A 14,220-nucleotide genomic window follows, 5' to 3' on the forward strand; every position below is an offset into this window, starting at 1 on the left:
AATAAAAAAGCCACCCGAAGGTAGCTTTTTTATTGACTCACAAGCAGTGAGTCGTTTGTGTGCCAGTTGAGTTTAAAAAGTGCAAACCCTTTTAAACACAACCACTTAAGTGGTGGAGGTGGGGGGGATCGAACCCCCGTCCGCCAGTCCTCTGCCATCGGCTCTACATGTTTAGTCGCTTCTATTATTTGACCACAAACCGCCCGAAGGACAGGGTGTTTATGGCGAGCCTACTTGATCTTAGAACCTTATCCCTAGGCGGGGCATCGGTTAGCATCTTGTAGTTTATGATACTGCGGAATCTCGGGCTACAAGCAACCTGAGGGCAGCACACTAGCAGGGGTTTAGGCTGCTAAAGCGTAGTTTTTGTCGTTTGCGACTATTAAATTGATACGGGGGATTTACGAGATCACGTATCACTCTCGACATGCACCTCAGGGTTTGCAACCGGCGTCGAAACCATGTCACCCCCTAAAGTTGACGCCATTCTAACTGAAACCGTTCCCCACGGCTAGGGGGGAGAGGGAATCTGCGTATTTAAAGTGGCCTTTATAACGCATTTCCACCTCATTCGATTCGTCATTATGGTTAGACACTGTGTTTCATTAAGCGCTCTTTATCACGGGCCCAATCACGATCACGTTCTGTGTCGCGTTTGTCGTGGTCTTTTTTACCTGTCACAAGGGCCACTTCGCATTTGATTTTATTGCCTTTCCAATAGAGCGCCATGGCCGCACAGGTTTTGCCTTTTTGTTCGGTCACTTGGATAATACGATCAATTTCGTTGCGATTCAGGAGCAGTTTCCTTTGACGCAAGGGTTCGCATACCACGTGAGTCGAGGCGGCAAGTAATGGCGTAATGCGCGCACCAATAAGCCAGGCTTCGTTTTGGTGGATAATGACATAGGAGTCAACCAGTTGCGCTTTGCCTTCACGAAGACTTTTGACTTCCCAGCCAGCAAGGGCGAGGCCCGCTTCGAATTTTTGGTCTACGAAGTAGTCGTGCTTGGCTCGTTTGTTGAGCGCAATGGTTCCTGAACTGTTTGATTTTTTCTTTGCTTTACTCATAGTCGGAAATTATACGGTCGATAGACGTAAAAACCTATGCTTTTCTTGAGGTATGCGTCTTAATGTAAGAAAATTCGCTCTTAATAAACACTAGGGAGAGGTCAAAGACGTTCCCTAGCCATGACGGTTTGGCTTTTTGATGATTTTGCCAACTTCTGTCGTCCATTCATCTAGGCTACTTTGATGTAGCAAGAGCGTAAATTTATGCCTGAAAGTCGATGTTTACAAGGTATATGGTCAAGTCCTTGGATATTTATTTTTGCGGCAAGCGGATCTGCTGTGGGTTTGGGGAATATTTGGCGGTTTCCTTATTTACTAGGCGAAAACGGCGGCGGGGCGTTTTTGTTCGTGTATTGCGTCTGTTTGTTATTGGTTGGTTTGCCGATTTTAATGGCCGAGGTGGCCTTAGGACGCACAGTTCGTTCTAATCCGATTGATACGGTAAACGATTTAAGCGAGCGTCGTCTTATTCATTCTGCTTGGGTATTCGTACCTTGGCTCGCGGGGGTGACGGGGTTTCTTATTTTGACCTTTTACAGCGTGATCGCGGGTTGGTCAATGGCGTATATTGAGCGTGCGGTATCTGGGCAGTTTGTGGGGATTTCAGAATTAGGCGCTCAGAGTATGTATAACTCGCTTTTGTCCTCCCCTAGAGAAATGTTGTTGTGGCATACTTTGTTTATGCTGTTGGTCGTGCTCGTCGTAGGACAGTCGGTGACGCGTGGCTTAGCGGCCTTAGTGCGTATTTTATTGCCTGTGCTGATCGTGGTATTGCTCATGTTGGCAGGTTTTGCTTTGTATAAAGGCAATGCGTGGGAGGCGGCTCAGTTCTTATTCCGCTGGTCGTGGCAAGATATGACGCTAAAAGTTGTGACGGCGGCGATTGGACAGGCGCTGTTTAGCTTAAGTGTGGGGATGGGGGCTATGTTTGCTTATGGCGCGTACATGAGTAAACGTATGTCGATTGCCAGTGCGTGTTCGACGGTGGCGCTGATTGATCTGGCGGTCTCTCTGTTGGCGGGGCTGATCATTTTTCCATTGGCATTTGCCTTTCATATTAATGTGCAATCTGGGCCGAGTTTGACCTTTGTGTCTTTGCCGATCATTTTTGGCAGTTTGCCTGCGGGTCGCGAAGTGGGAGGCTTTTTCTTCCTGCTGTTGACAATTGCGGCTTTAACCTCAGCGATTTCCATGCTGGAATTATTCGTCGCTTGGTTGCATGAGAAGTATTATATCGCTCGTATGAAGGCGGCATTTTTGTTGGGGTTTTTTGTTTGGTTGATCGGCATTGTGGTTTTGTTGTCGTTTAATCATTGGGACAGCAAGCTACTGTTCCATTTAAATTTTTTCGAGATGCTCGATAAGCTGACCTCCCATATTTTGCTGCCTTTGGGGGCAATGTTATTGTCAGTGTTAGTCGCATGGTTTTTGCCCCGTTCGGTTCTGCAGAACGAAATGGTGGCGAAGAAAAGTATGTGTTTCCAATGGTGGTACTACACCTTGAAGTACGTCAGTATTCCTGTATTGGTGTTGGTCACTTTTGCGGGTTGGATAGGAGTCTGATTTGAGTCGTATAGAGCGCTTTGCGCATGTTGAGTACAGTTGCAAGCAAATGTTTGATTTGGTGAATGATATTAATGGTTATCCGGAGTTTTTGCCGGGGTGTATGAATTCGACCCTGATTTCAAAAACACCGACTGAAATCGTCGCTTCGTTGGAAGTCGGCAAAGGGCCTGTTCGTCAGTCTTTTACGACGAAAAATCGTTTGCATGAGCCAAATGAAATCGTGATGGGGTTGGTGAAAGGACCATTCAAAAAGTTACATGGGGTGTGGTCATTTACAGAATTGTCACCCACAAGTTGTAAAATTGCCTTGAGTATCGATTTTGAATTGAGCGGTATGCTTAAGTTTGCCTTTGGTGGTGTTTTCAGTCAGATTGCCAACACCATGGTGGATGCGTTTAGTAAGCGAGCGAAGGTTGTCTACGGTGAATAAAATTCATGTTGAGGTGGCGTACGCGCTGCCAGAGAAACAAAAAATTATTGCTTTGGACGTTGAAGAGGGGTGTTCCGTTAGAGAGGCGGTGCGTCGTTCAAATATCACGAGCTTCTTTCCTGACTTGGATATTGAGAACGCAAAGCTGGGTATTTTTGGCAAAGCGGTTCGTAATGCCGATGAGCAGGCACTAAAAGAAGGGGAACGTGTGGAGATTTATCGCGAACTCAAAGTTGACCCTAAACAAGCTAGAGCCAACCGAGCCGCGAAAAACAGTTAGTCGTTTTGAATCTTTGTTAACGTGCCATCTTTAAAAATGAGCGTTAGCTTAGGCGCAGCACTTTTGGGTGTATCCGGTGTTGCGTATTTTGTAGTGTACAAGTAATGCCATATATCGGGTTTGAACGTATCGCGAAGTAATGGTGTACCAAGCAAGTAAAGCACTTGGGACTGTGTCATGCCAACTTTGAGTTGGGCTAGTTGATCCTTTGTGACTATGTTGCCTTGCGATACTGGCACTTTATATGGCGGTGGAAATAAACTGCATGCGCTGAGCGAAAATAAGGCGCATATAACTAAAATTGATTTTTTCATTGATAACATCCTAATTCGGGTGTGCTAATGATAAAGTAATTATTAACAAGATCGAATAGAGAATGCCTCATGACCAGTGAAAATCAAGAACTAAAAAAAGTTGGACTCAAAGTAACCCTGCCTAGAGTCAAAATTTTACAAATTTTAGAGAACGCAGGAGAGCATCATTTAAGTGCTGATGATGTTTACCGTACCCTGCTTGATCATGGTGAAGATGTGGGCCTTGCCACGGTGTACCGTGTATTAACACAATTTGAAACCGCAGGTTTGGTGATGCGCCATCACTTTGAAGCGGGCACGGCTGTGTTTGAATTGGCAAAAGGGGATCATCACGACCATATGATTTGCCTAGAAACGGGCAAAGTCATTGAGTTTGTTGACCCTGTGATTGAGAAGCGTCAGCACGAAATTGCGGAAGAATATGGCTTTGACATCGAAGATCACAGCTTGATCATGTACGTTCGCCCTAAGAAAAAATAAACGATACCTTCGTTTTCTGGCTTGTCTATGGTTGGGATATGAGGGTGCGGTAAGACAATGTGGAAATGGGCTGTTTTTAAACGTGTATTTCGATATTAAAAGGCCGACCAAGGCAGTATTCATTACTGCACTGGTGGGCCTTTTTTGTTATTGCAGTTGCACGTTCCCCAACATTTCTCTTGCATGAGCAAGGGTTTGCTCGGTCAGTTCTATGCCGCCTAACAAACGGGCGATTTCTTGAGTACGGTCCTGATCTTTCAATTGTGAAACTTGTGATGAGGTCGCATCGTCAGCCACTTTTTTGCTAACACGTAGGTGTTGGTTGCCTTGTGCTGCTACTTGCGCTAAGTGGGTGACGCAGAAAACTTGTCCGCGTTGTCCAACAGAACGCAACATGCGACCGACCACTTCGGCAATGCCACCACTGATCCCCACATCGACTTCGTCAAAGACCAGTGTCGGAATGATGGACGTATGGGCGGTAACGACTTGAATCCCCAAACTAATACGTGACAGCTCACCGCCTGACGCGACTTTACGTAGTGGCTGAGCGGGTTGTCCTGGGTTAGAGGCAATCATGTATTCGATTTCTTCAAAGCCATGGGCCGTCACTTGATTTAGTGGCTGACAATCAATAAAGAAACGCGCATGGGGCATGCCAAGGCCGTGTATTTGCTCTTCCACTTGCTTGGCTAACTTGTCTTTGGCTGCAATGCGTTTTTCGGTCAGCGTGGTTGCCAGCGCGGTGAGTGACTCATAAGCGCGCTCTTCTTTTTCTTTAAGATGGTCAAGGCTTTCTTCTCCGCCTTGCAATGTTGCAAGTTCGGCGTCTACAGACGTTCGTAGTGCGATCAAGGCCTCAGGTAATACCCGATGCTTGCGTGCCGTGTCATATATATCAGACAAGCGCTGTTCTATGTCACTGAGTCGTTCAGGGTCTTGTTCTAAGGTGTCTTGGTAGTGATGGAGGCTATCTGCGGCTTCTTGAGCTTGAATTAAGGCCGCGTTCATCATCTCCAACGCATCTTCTAGCGCTTTTGTGGACGGACGAATTTGGCCAGCACTGTTGAGTGCCTGGTTCAGCAAAGAGCAAACGTTACCTTCGTCGCTGTCCACCAAAATCCCGCTGGCTTGATAAGCCTTGTATTGGGAGTCGGCGATATTCGACAGAAACGCCTGCTCGTTTTCCAACGCCTCGATCTCGCCTTCTTTTAAATCCAGTTGTTCCAGCTCTTGAGACTGATAAGACAATAACTGAATTTTCGCATCCTGCTCAGCCGAGCGGTTTTGTAATAAAGAAAGCTCCTCTTTAAGTTGGCGCCATGTGCTGTATTGCTGGCTCACTTGCTTAGCAAGCTCGGTAAGCTGACCGTACTCGTCTAACTGCTTGCGCTGTGCGCTTTTCTTTAATAACGATTGATGCTCATGCTGACCATGAATATCGACCAAATAACTGCCGACCTCTTTTAAATCGCCAAGGGTGCAAGGACGACCATTGATGTAGGCTTTAGAGCGACCTTCTTTGCTGATCACACGGCGTAGAATACAGTGTTGATCGTGCTCTAAATCTCTTTCTTCCAGCCATTCATAAACATGTGGGTATTCTGTAATGTCAAAGGTTGCGGAAATATCCGCTTTCTTTTCCCCGTGGCGCACGACGGCGGCATCGGTCCTATCGCCCAAACACAACGACAACGCATCCACCATGATGGATTTCCCAGCACCTGTTTCGCCAGAAATCACCGTCATGCCTTTTTTAAACTCCAACTCAAGAGACTCAACAATAGCAAAATTGGAAATAGCGATGCTTGTTAGCATAGTCGGCTCCACAAAAGGAAAATATTTATATGGTTATTTATACAGTATTTGTTTGTTTTTTGACAAGTAGGCTGGGATTTAATTTTTGTAATGATTTAATGAAATTAAAACGAAGACAGAAATTTTAGAGCGAAGACAAAACACGGCTGTGCGCTGCTAAAACGTTGATTTTAGGCGTTTAAAGCGCTTTGTCTTCGGTAGCAAAATTTGAAGGTGACTAAACAGGGAGGTGTTAAAACTTTTTTAACTTAAAAGAGCCAAAAGCACGCCTGAACTCTTGGCTCTTTTGTATTTTATCTCCAGCTATCCGATAGCGCTTCGGCTATAAAAATATTTAGCCTTAGTATTGCCATCTTAGTTTTCTTAATATAACTGATGGATCTAGGCATCTGGTGCACTTGGATGTCTATAATTTCAGCTTCAGAGTCCATAAAAGTTCAATTAGGAGTGAATAATTTTCTCTCCAAGCCACTGTTCCGACGCAATTAATTCACCAACTACTTCTAGTATAACTTCTTTGACGCGGTTGAGTAGAAATGAGTCCGATTTTTGCTGCATTACAGCTAGGGATACAGTTCGAGTAAATTTGGGTTTTATGATTGGTTTGGCTACTAGAATTCCAGATTCTAGTTCAGACATAACCGATGAACGAGCTAACACAGCGACACCTACACCTAGCTCTATTTGCTTAATTAGCTGATGCCCAGCATCAATTTCAAGAACAACGTTTAGTTCAACACCTTGGCGTACCGCTTCACTCTGAACCTCAGTCCTTAGGCCATGTCTTCGACTAGGAGCAACAAATGGAATACCTTCTAAATCTCTGATCTCAAGTTCCCGAGGCATATCCTTTGCTAACGCAGTATTACTGATCAAATAAAGATCTTCATAAAGTATATCTGTTAGGCTAAGTTGGTCATTTCTTACCTGATTAAACAGGAAAGCAAAATCGATTTCGTTATTCTGAAGCCAGCCTTCTAAGTACCCAGAAAAAGCTTCTGCAACCGTTAGCTCAACCCCTGGTAGCCTCTCTTTGACGGCTGAAATCAGTGGGCTTATCAAAACTGACGACACCGATGGTGGGAGTCCTATGGAGACTGCACCAACAGGAGAACCTTCCCATGCTGAGATTTCGGCAACAGCATCTTCTATAAGCGAATTTACCCTAGCTGCGTAACGAAGAAGAATTTTCCCCTGTTCAGTTGGAATGATTCCCCTAGAGTGTCTTTTAACGAGCTTTGTTTTGAGTGCTGATTCTAATCGTTGCACACGTTGAGTGATAGCTGATTGAGTTGTATTTAAGGTTTGAGCAGCTCGAGTCATGTTCCCAGCTTCACATACCGCAACGAAGTCGTGCAGAAGTGCGATATCTTTTGATCTAAACATAGGTATCACCAATTATAATGTCTACTAGCATAAAAGATTATTTTTAATAATACATTAGTGAAATTAGAATTAAATGACATATCGAATAAATATAAAAACAAGAGATAAATATGAAACGTTTTTTTTGCTGGGTTACTTGCTGCAAGTATCTTAACCACGGCATTAGTTTATGGGTAGGAGATAGGTATGCCTGTTATTAAAATTTTTTATGCAGAAACGCTTGATGGAACTATTCGAGAAAATCAGGAATTTATTCAGGAAGGGCTAGAGAGAATGATGCGAGAAGTTTTGCATGCTAATCCTGCTAAATGTCAGATAGTGCTCTTGAGTTCTACTTTTGTAAGTCCTCTACCTGTTTATGTAGATATGCAATTTAGGGCAACTGAATATCGACAATCCATTGTTGTAGAAGAAGCGATGGATCAAGTTGTCAGTGTATTTAGGCAGGTCTCTCCAACTGGGATTAGAATCCGCGCGTTTTCAATTGATCAAACAACACTTTACGCTCGTGATGTTGAGTGAAGGGGAAATATTATGGGTAACACTGAGTTAAATTCTCTCAATCTAGCTGAAATTGGTAGTTTTTTTTCAGGTGGCAAAATAGTTACACTGGCTGGGCAGCCAGCTCGTAAAGTACAGGTCGCAAGAAATGCGGAAGCTCGCTTAGTCGATCTTAACGGCGACTATGTGACGGGGCAAATTTATGTCCAATATGTTCGTCAAGTTCAGCCGAAATGTAATAGTCCAATTATGTTTTGGCATGGTGGAGCGATGACAGGAGTGACTTGGGAGACTACTCCAGACGGTCGACCTGGCTGGCAAATGTATTTTTTGCGTAGAGGGTTTGATACATATGTATGTGATGCAGTTGAACGAGGGCGAGCGGGGTGGTCTCCTTATCCAGAAATATACGATACAGCCCCCATTTTCAGAACGCGAAATGAAGCATGGGAACTATTTAGATTCGGTAAAAGTGATCACTACTCAAGTGATGCAGATCCAAGTCAAGGATATGAGGGACTAAAATTCCCGTTAAATAGTCTCGACCTTTTCTGTTCACAATTTGTGCCGCGCTGGACGGATCATGCATCTATTACATTAGAGGCATATTACTCAGCATTAGAGAAAATAGGTCCTGTGTGGCTAGTAGCTCATAGCCAAGGCGGAAATTTTGCACTTGAAGCTGTTGCCAAACGTCCTGATCTATTTCTAGGAGTGGTCGTTGTTGAACCTGCATCAGCACCTGACAAGTTAGGACTTGCCAATCAGGTACCTCATTTGTTTGTGTGGGGAGATTACATTGATAGATCGGTTACTTGGCAAGGGTATAGGAAACAAGTTGACCAATACGTAGCGGAGCTGAAAGGCACTGGTGGTAATGTAAAAGTCATTGATCTCCCTAAACTGGGAATCTATGGTAATTCACATGTGCCAATGATGGATACCAATTCTGACGAAGTTGCTCATCACATCTATCATTGGATCCAATCCTGTATGTCTTGTTAGGTCAATGAATTAAATTTTTCTTCTGATTTTGGATGGAACTGGACTTTTCTTACTTGACTAGATGCCTATTAGCATTTGAGTATAGTTAAAAAAGTGTCTTATGAAGTCCAGTAATTTTTACCATTCCTATCCAATCAAGATTTTAATAGCTTCCCATAGGTCTGCGCCTTTCTTTGTCAGGATTATTCGTTTGTTTTTGCCTTGATTCAAGAAGGAGAGGAGATCTAAGCCGTCTCTATCTCGACTTTTTGAACCTGATGAGAGTTTCAAAAAAATGGATTGAACTCGCTTATACTCTGGATCGTATCCATCATCTGAATGAGAAAGTTGCATTAAGGTTGGACGATCTGCTTGGGATTCAATGAGCATGGCTACATCGATAAAAAAATGCAGTTGTTTTACGCTGTGAATGCCGTAAAGCGCTGCGTTATCAAGAATGGTTAGTAGCTGTGATGCGTTTAATTTTGAATTCTCTTTATGCATTCAGTTTGCTTAGCCAAAACCAGAAGTATGCTATCTAACTTTAGCTGGTAATTGCTTATTGCGCTATAGCCACACCAACTGTGGTTACATATCCTTCAAATAGTCTGATAACCTGAAGAAGATTATTTATCTATAAATTTTTTTAGCATGCTCGAATGTTAGGCTGCGCTTTTTTTAAAGGTAGGCGTTTATCAGCAGAACGGTTTACCACTATGTTTTAGTAAGTTTTATTTCCATTAAGTTATTGATATTTAAAATTATTTTTTTTATTCGTTTGAATTTCATTTTTTCCGTGTTTTTAGCCCCCATTTGTAGCGGGTTACAGCAGCGTTTTGTCTTCGCTAAAATTTCACCGAGTCAGTAATCTAATGCAATCAGAGCGAAGGTAAGTGGTGTGGAGGCGAAGACAAAACCCAATGACTTACCTCTAACTTGTTGACTTTAGTGTGGTAAAATTGTCTGTCTTCAGTTGCTAAAGCTGAAAGTAGCTGAAAGGTCGACTTTAAAGTGTTTTCATGTTCAATTGCAGCGAATGGTGAAAAAATATGCTGGAAAGTCTTACGTTCAGCGGATAGGCGTTTTCTAAGTGCTTTGAAGTAGTTGATTGTTGATCCTGCAAGAGAAGAAAACTTTCTCCGAACGATAGAAGGAATAAACAAGCTTCAAAGCATAAAAACAAAGGTGAAAGAGCGATGGAACTTCGGCAGATTAGGTACTTTTTAAAGGTCGTTGAATGCGGCAGTTTAGGTAAGGCCGCCCTTGAGTTAGACGTCGGTACTTCTGCGTTAAGTCAGCAAATATCAAAATTGGAAAATGAACTATCCACACGGCTACTTAACAGGACATCAACGGGGGCTCTTCCGACGAGTGCAGGCATTGCATTTATGCATCATGCTCAACTTGCCATAAGGCAAGCAGAGCAGGCAGCCATGGCGGCTCAAAAAGAGCGAACCAGTGGCTATGTCAGTATCGGCATGCCACCGACGACGGCTACCGTTCTTGCTCTCCCTCTAATTCGCGCAATGCGAGAGAACTATCCTCATATCCATCTTCATATAATAGAGATGCTATCTGGACATTTAGAAAATATGCTGAATACGCGACAGCTAGATTTGGCAATATTATTTCATAAAGAGACGGTTCATCGTTGGAGTACAAAAGCGTTGCTCGATGAAGAGTTATTTCTCATCTCTTCACCAGAAGACTTGAATGCATCTGGCGCCTTGTCTCCCGTACATATCAAAAATTTAGCGGATATAAAGCTGATCATGCCAAGTGGGCAACATGGATTGCGGACTAGTTTGATGGCTGCTTTTGAGCGATATAATATTCATCCCAATATCATTATGGAAATTGATGGTCTTACGCTTCTAATGGACACGGTTCACCAAGGCTTTGGGGCAACCATTCAACCCGGAGCGGCTGCCGCTCGCTTTGGTAAAAACGGATTATCTATCCGTCGCATTGAAGATAACCAATTAATTCGTCGAAACTATCTGGTCAGTTTACCAGATGATGACCTTTCTCCAAGTGCGCTGGCGGCTCGTGCAACCATTATCAAGGTGACCAAAGATTTAGTGAATAGCGGTATCTGGTCTGGGGCAAACTGGATCGGCTAGCATGAAAATGGGGTTTAATTTTTCTAAATACCTACCTGCAAAACCGCACTGTCGATGACGGCTTTCGCACAATAGTATTTCTCCGATACTGAAAAGCTATGCTGCTTCTCATGTAATAGGAGAGCTTATGATCGATGTTCTGGTTATTGGCGGTGGTAACGCCGCTTTGTGCGCCGCCCTGATGGCTCGTGAAGCGGGGGCTAGCGTCTTGTTGCTTGAGGCTTCACCACGTGAGTGGCGGGGTGGTAACTCACAGCACACCCGAAACCTAAGGTGCATGCACGATGCCCCCCAAGATGTACTGGTTGACGCCTATCCAGAAGAAGAATTCTGGCAAGACCTGCTGAAGGTGACAGACGGCAAGACCAACGAAGAGCTGGCTCGATTGGTGATCCGAGAATCGTCCACCTGTCGGGATTGGATGCGTCAACACGGTGTTCATTTTCAACCGCCTCTTTCCGGTGCTCTGCATGTCGCACGTACCAATGCGTTTTTTATGGGGGGCGGAAAAGCTCTGGTCAACGCCTACTATCGAAGCGCTGAGCGGTTAGGTGTGCAAATCCGATATGAAACCCCTGTTGAAGATTTAGAAATCCAAGATGGACGGTTTGTCGCCGCACTCATTCCTGAGCGCCAAGTAAATGGTGTTCACTTTGCGGCGGAACGTATCGAAGCCAAAAGCTGCGTGTTAGCCGCTGGTGGATTCGAATCCAATCGAGATTGGTTACGCGAAGCTTGGGGGCAAAATGAACGAGGAGAATACCCGTCCGATAACTTTTTGATTCGTGGTACTCGGTTCAATACCGGAACATTACTCAAACGCATGCTCAGCCTCGGCGCTGACCGCATAGGAGACCCAACGCAAGCTCATATGGTCGCCATTGATGCTCGTGCTCCTTTATACGATGGCGGCATCTGTACACGTATCGACTGTGTATCCCTCGGTGTTGTGGTGAATAAAGAGGGTGAGCGTTTCTACGACGAGGGAGAAGATTTCTGGCCTAAGCGTTATGCCATATGGGGGCGCCTAGTGGCCCAACAGCCAGAGCAAATAGGTTTCTCTATCATAGACAGTAAAGCGGTTGGTCACTTCATGCCACCAGTGTTTCCCGGCAGTAAAGCCGATTCATTAGAACAACTCGCTGATCAACTAGAGCTTCCCCGCGAGACCTTCTTGCGCACTCTTCAACGCTACAATAAAGCCTGTCGCTCCGGTTCTTTCGATCATACGAAATTGGATGATTGTGCGACAGAAGGAATCTCACCTGCCAAAACTCATTGGGCTCGTCCTATCGATACGCCACCGTTTTATGGCTATGCCCTCAGGCCGGGAGTGACGTTCACTTATCTAGGGCTCAAGACCGATGCAACCGCAGCCGTACGTTTTGCTAATCAACCGAGCAAAAACTTGTTTGTCGCAGGGGAGATGATGGCTGGAAACGTACTTGGTAAGGGTTATACCGCAGGTGTTGGTATGTCGATTGGCACCGCTTTTGGCCGCATCGCAGGCCGCAATGCAGCCTTATCCTGCTTGGACAGACAGCCCGTTTAGATTGCCTGAATACATGACTAATAGAGAATAAGAGAATTTATCATGAGCGCCGAAAGTAACCTGATTCCGCTATTAAACACCGCCGAAGAAGACGTCAACCGACAGATGCAAATCTGTAATGCCTGTCGCTACTGTGAGGGCTTTTGTGCTGTTTTCCCTGCCATGACACAGCGCTTGGAGTTTAATAAAGCCGATATTCATTATCTAGCCAATTTGTGCCATAACTGCGGAGCTTGTTTGCATGCTTGCCAATACGCGGCACCACATGAATTTGATGTCAATATACCTCGAGCTATGGCCAAAGTACGTCTGCAAACCTATATAGACTTCGCTTGGCCCAAAAAACTAGGCGCGCTATATCAGCGCAATGGTGTGACTCTCGCCCTGTCCAGTGGGTTGGCACTCTGCCTTTTTCTGATTCTCACTTTGTTAATACAAGGCAATCTCTTCACAAAAATTGAAGAGGGAAATTTTTACCATATATTCTCACATAACACCTTAGTTGCCCTGTTTGGCTCAGTGTTTGTTTTTTCTATTCTGGCATTGTTAGTGGGAGTCGTTCATTTCTGGCGAAAAGTGGCGCCAAAAGAGGAGAAACGGCAGCAAGAACCTTTACCTGCCATGCTACAAGCTGGTAAAGCGGCCTTAACACTTAAGTACTTAGATGGAGGCCATGGACAAGGGTGTAATAATGAAGATGATGCCTACACATTATCTCGTCGCCGTTTCCATCACTTGACCTTTTATGGCTTCATGCTCTGCTTTGCAGCCACCTCAGTGGCGACTCTTTACCACTATATTGGGTGGGAAGCGCCATATCCTGTCTTCAGTTTACCCGCCATGCTGGGAATCATCGGTGGTTTAGGCTTGCTGGTGGGGCCTGCTGGACTACTTTATCTAAACTATAAGCGACATCCCGATCATGGGGACCAAGCTCAGCGTCCCATGGATCGTGCCTTTATCGTTCTGCTATTCATGATTAGCTTGACTGGCTTATTGCTGCTTTGCGTCAGAGAAACCACTTTGATGCCACTCATGCTTGCGCTGCATCTTGGCTTTGTCATGGCCTTCTTCCTGACAATGCCATACAGCAAATTCGCACATGGTTTCTATCGTAGTGCCGCACTTTTCAAGTCATATCTTGAGCGTTTTAAAGAGAAAAAAGCCAAACAATAAAAACTATAACTAAATAACAGTGATTATCGTACATAAAAGTAATGAAAAACTAATGCTGCACATAAAAAATGTCTGGAACTGTAATTTAAGAAATGTGTGGTATTTATAATAGAAGGTAATGGGATTATTAATAATGATATTCAAATTCTAATTAAAAACTCGGTGGTACTAATAATTAATTTAGTATGATCTGTTGCAATAAGCTAAAAGAAAATAATAAAAAGGAGTTCGCCATGATAAATAAATACCTTAAACTTTTATTAAGCATGTCTATTGCTGTAATATCTATTTTAGGATTGACTTCAACGAGTGCTTTCGCATCCGATTTAACCGTGCGGTTTGCATGGTATATGCCACCGCATACTGCTACGGCTAATCAAGCAGAAACCATTGCCAAAAACATCAAAGAAATGAGCCATGGTAGCATTAAAGTGCTTACCTATCCTTCTGGCTCTCTCCTCAAAGCCTCTAACATCGCCAATGGTTTAGCAAATAATACGGCTAATATGGGCATTAATGCCATGCACTGGTGGTCTAAATAC

Annotated in this window: 15 protein-coding genes and 1 other RNA gene; 10 read left to right on the forward strand and 6 right to left on the reverse strand. The window is 44.2% G+C overall.

The features are described 5' to 3' along the window. Positions 1-110: 110 nt before the first annotated feature. Both ssrA and smpB read right to left on the reverse strand, forming a co-directional pair. Positions 111-472, reverse strand: a transfer-messenger RNA (tmRNA) gene (gene ssrA / locus JHD45_RS20740). 116 nt (positions 473-588) lie between these two features. After that, positions 589-1,068 (reverse strand): SsrA-binding protein SmpB, encoded by a 480-nt coding sequence (gene smpB / locus JHD45_RS20745; protein ID WP_067020978.1) that lies wholly within the window; start codon positions 1,066-1,068, stop codon positions 589-591. Positions 1,069-1,272: 204 nt separating this feature from the next. On the opposite strand from smpB, the gene JHD45_RS20750 reads away from it, so the two are divergent. The 3 genes from JHD45_RS20750 to JHD45_RS20760 are packed head-to-tail and all read left to right on the forward strand — an operon-like array spanning position 1,273 to position 3,344. Further along, the gene (locus JHD45_RS20750) at positions 1,273-2,631 is read left to right on the forward strand and encodes a sodium-dependent transporter (protein ID WP_199478440.1); all 1,359 of its coding nucleotides are present in this window, start codon (positions 1,273-1,275) and stop codon (positions 2,629-2,631) included. Between the two features lies 1 nt (position 2,632). Then, positions 2,633-3,064 carry a type II toxin-antitoxin system RatA family toxin gene (locus tag JHD45_RS20755; protein ID WP_199478441.1) on the forward strand — a complete coding sequence of 144 codons (432 nt, stop codon included), beginning with the start codon at positions 2,633-2,635 and terminating at the stop codon, positions 3,062-3,064. Then, the gene (locus JHD45_RS20760; RefSeq protein WP_199478442.1) at positions 3,024-3,344 is read left to right on the forward strand and encodes an RnfH family protein; all 321 of its coding nucleotides are present in this window, start codon (positions 3,024-3,026) and stop codon (positions 3,342-3,344) included. Before JHD45_RS20755 ends, JHD45_RS20760 begins: the two co-directional genes overlap by 41 nt. On the opposite strand, the gene JHD45_RS20765 is transcribed toward JHD45_RS20760, so the two are convergent. After that, positions 3,341-3,658: an outer membrane protein assembly factor BamE gene (locus tag JHD45_RS20765; protein ID WP_199478444.1), complete on the reverse strand. Its 318-nt coding sequence runs from the start codon at positions 3,656-3,658 to the stop codon at positions 3,341-3,343. The two genes, JHD45_RS20760 and JHD45_RS20765, sit on opposite strands and share 4 nt — an antisense overlap. Positions 3,659-3,727: 69 nt before the next feature. Here JHD45_RS20765 and fur point away from each other — a divergent pair, with 69 nt between their 5' ends. Beyond that, complete coding sequence (gene fur / locus JHD45_RS20770) at positions 3,728-4,138, forward strand: ferric iron uptake transcriptional regulator (RefSeq protein WP_199478446.1); 411 nt, start codon at positions 3,728-3,730, stop codon at positions 4,136-4,138. Positions 4,139-4,285: 147 nt separating this feature from the next. Here the strand turns inward: fur and recN are convergent, their stop codons facing one another. Beyond that, positions 4,286-5,956 carry a DNA repair protein RecN gene (gene recN / locus JHD45_RS20775; protein WP_199478448.1) on the reverse strand — a complete coding sequence of 557 codons (1,671 nt, stop codon included), beginning with the start codon at positions 5,954-5,956 and terminating at the stop codon, positions 4,286-4,288. 441 nt (positions 5,957-6,397) lie between these two features. Then, a complete protein-coding gene (locus JHD45_RS20780) occupies positions 6,398-7,342 on the reverse strand; it encodes a LysR family transcriptional regulator (RefSeq protein WP_199478450.1) in 945 nt (314 codons plus the stop codon). A 186-nt stretch (positions 7,343-7,528) separates the two neighbouring features. Between JHD45_RS20780 and JHD45_RS20785 the strand changes: the two genes are divergently transcribed. Together JHD45_RS20785 and JHD45_RS20790 are read left to right on the forward strand one after the other, a co-directional pair. Next, positions 7,529-7,864, forward strand: coding sequence for a hypothetical protein (locus tag JHD45_RS20785; protein WP_199478452.1), 336 nt, complete (start codon positions 7,529-7,531; stop codon positions 7,862-7,864). Between the two features lie 12 nt (positions 7,865-7,876). Further along, positions 7,877-8,848, forward strand: a complete 972-nt coding sequence (locus JHD45_RS20790) for an esterase (protein ID WP_199478454.1) — start codon at positions 7,877-7,879, stop codon at positions 8,846-8,848. 126 nt (positions 8,849-8,974) lie between these two features. On the opposite strand, the gene JHD45_RS20795 is transcribed toward JHD45_RS20790, so the two are convergent. Further along, complete coding sequence (locus JHD45_RS20795; RefSeq protein ID WP_199478456.1) at positions 8,975-9,331, reverse strand: hypothetical protein; 357 nt, start codon at positions 9,329-9,331, stop codon at positions 8,975-8,977. Positions 9,332-10,023: 692 nt separating this feature from the next. Here JHD45_RS20795 and JHD45_RS20800 point away from each other — a divergent pair. The 4 genes from JHD45_RS20800 to JHD45_RS20815 form a co-directional block, all read left to right on the forward strand. Continuing rightward, the gene (locus tag JHD45_RS20800; protein WP_199478458.1) at positions 10,024-10,950 is read left to right on the forward strand and encodes a LysR substrate-binding domain-containing protein; all 927 of its coding nucleotides are present in this window, start codon (positions 10,024-10,026) and stop codon (positions 10,948-10,950) included. Positions 10,951-11,077: 127 nt separating this feature from the next. Further along, a complete protein-coding gene (tcuA, locus tag JHD45_RS20805; protein WP_199478460.1) occupies positions 11,078-12,502 on the forward strand; it encodes an FAD-dependent tricarballylate dehydrogenase TcuA in 1,425 nt (474 codons plus the stop codon). A gap of 42 nt (positions 12,503-12,544) precedes the next feature. Beyond that, on the forward strand, positions 12,545-13,678 hold the full coding sequence (gene tcuB, locus JHD45_RS20810; protein WP_199478461.1) for a tricarballylate utilization 4Fe-4S protein TcuB: 1,134 nt from the start codon (positions 12,545-12,547) through the stop codon (positions 13,676-13,678). A gap of 233 nt (positions 13,679-13,911) precedes the next feature. Continuing rightward, positions 13,912-14,220, forward strand: a 309-nt coding sequence (locus JHD45_RS20815) for a hypothetical protein (protein ID WP_199478462.1), incomplete at its 3' end; no start/stop codon positions are given.

This window comes from Marinomonas spartinae (assembly GCF_016461715.1).
GTDB classification, from domain to species: Bacteria; Pseudomonadota; Gammaproteobacteria; order Pseudomonadales; family Marinomonadaceae; genus Marinomonas; species Marinomonas spartinae_A.

Coding starts and splice junctions, on each gene's coding strand:
- recN (WP_199478448.1), bottom strand. CDS start 5,956: ATGCTAACAAGCATCGCTATTTCCAATTTTGCTATTGTTGAGTCTCTT.
- fur (WP_199478446.1), top strand. CDS start 3,728: ATGACCAGTGAAAATCAAGAACTAAAAAAAGTTGGACTCAAAGTAACC.
- JHD45_RS20780 (WP_199478450.1), bottom strand. CDS start 7,342: ATGTTTAGATCAAAAGATATCGCACTTCTGCACGACTTCGTTGCGGTA.
- JHD45_RS20795 (WP_199478456.1), bottom strand. CDS start 9,331: ATGCATAAAGAGAATTCAAAATTAAACGCATCACAGCTACTAACCATT.
- smpB (WP_067020978.1), bottom strand. CDS start 1,068: ATGAGTAAAGCAAAGAAAAAATCAAACAGTTCAGGAACCATTGCGCTC.
- JHD45_RS20800 (WP_199478458.1), top strand. CDS start 10,024: ATGGAACTTCGGCAGATTAGGTACTTTTTAAAGGTCGTTGAATGCGGC.
- tcuB (WP_199478461.1), top strand. CDS start 12,545: ATGAGCGCCGAAAGTAACCTGATTCCGCTATTAAACACCGCCGAAGAA.
- JHD45_RS20790 (WP_199478454.1), top strand. CDS start 7,877: ATGGGTAACACTGAGTTAAATTCTCTCAATCTAGCTGAAATTGGTAGT.
- JHD45_RS20785 (WP_199478452.1), top strand. CDS start 7,529: ATGCCTGTTATTAAAATTTTTTATGCAGAAACGCTTGATGGAACTATT.
- JHD45_RS20750 (WP_199478440.1), top strand. CDS start 1,273: ATGCCTGAAAGTCGATGTTTACAAGGTATATGGTCAAGTCCTTGGATA.
- tcuA (WP_199478460.1), top strand. CDS start 11,078: ATGATCGATGTTCTGGTTATTGGCGGTGGTAACGCCGCTTTGTGCGCC.
- JHD45_RS20760 (WP_199478442.1), top strand. CDS start 3,024: ATGCGTTTAGTAAGCGAGCGAAGGTTGTCTACGGTGAATAAAATTCAT.
- JHD45_RS20765 (WP_199478444.1), bottom strand. CDS start 3,658: ATGAAAAAATCAATTTTAGTTATATGCGCCTTATTTTCGCTCAGCGCA.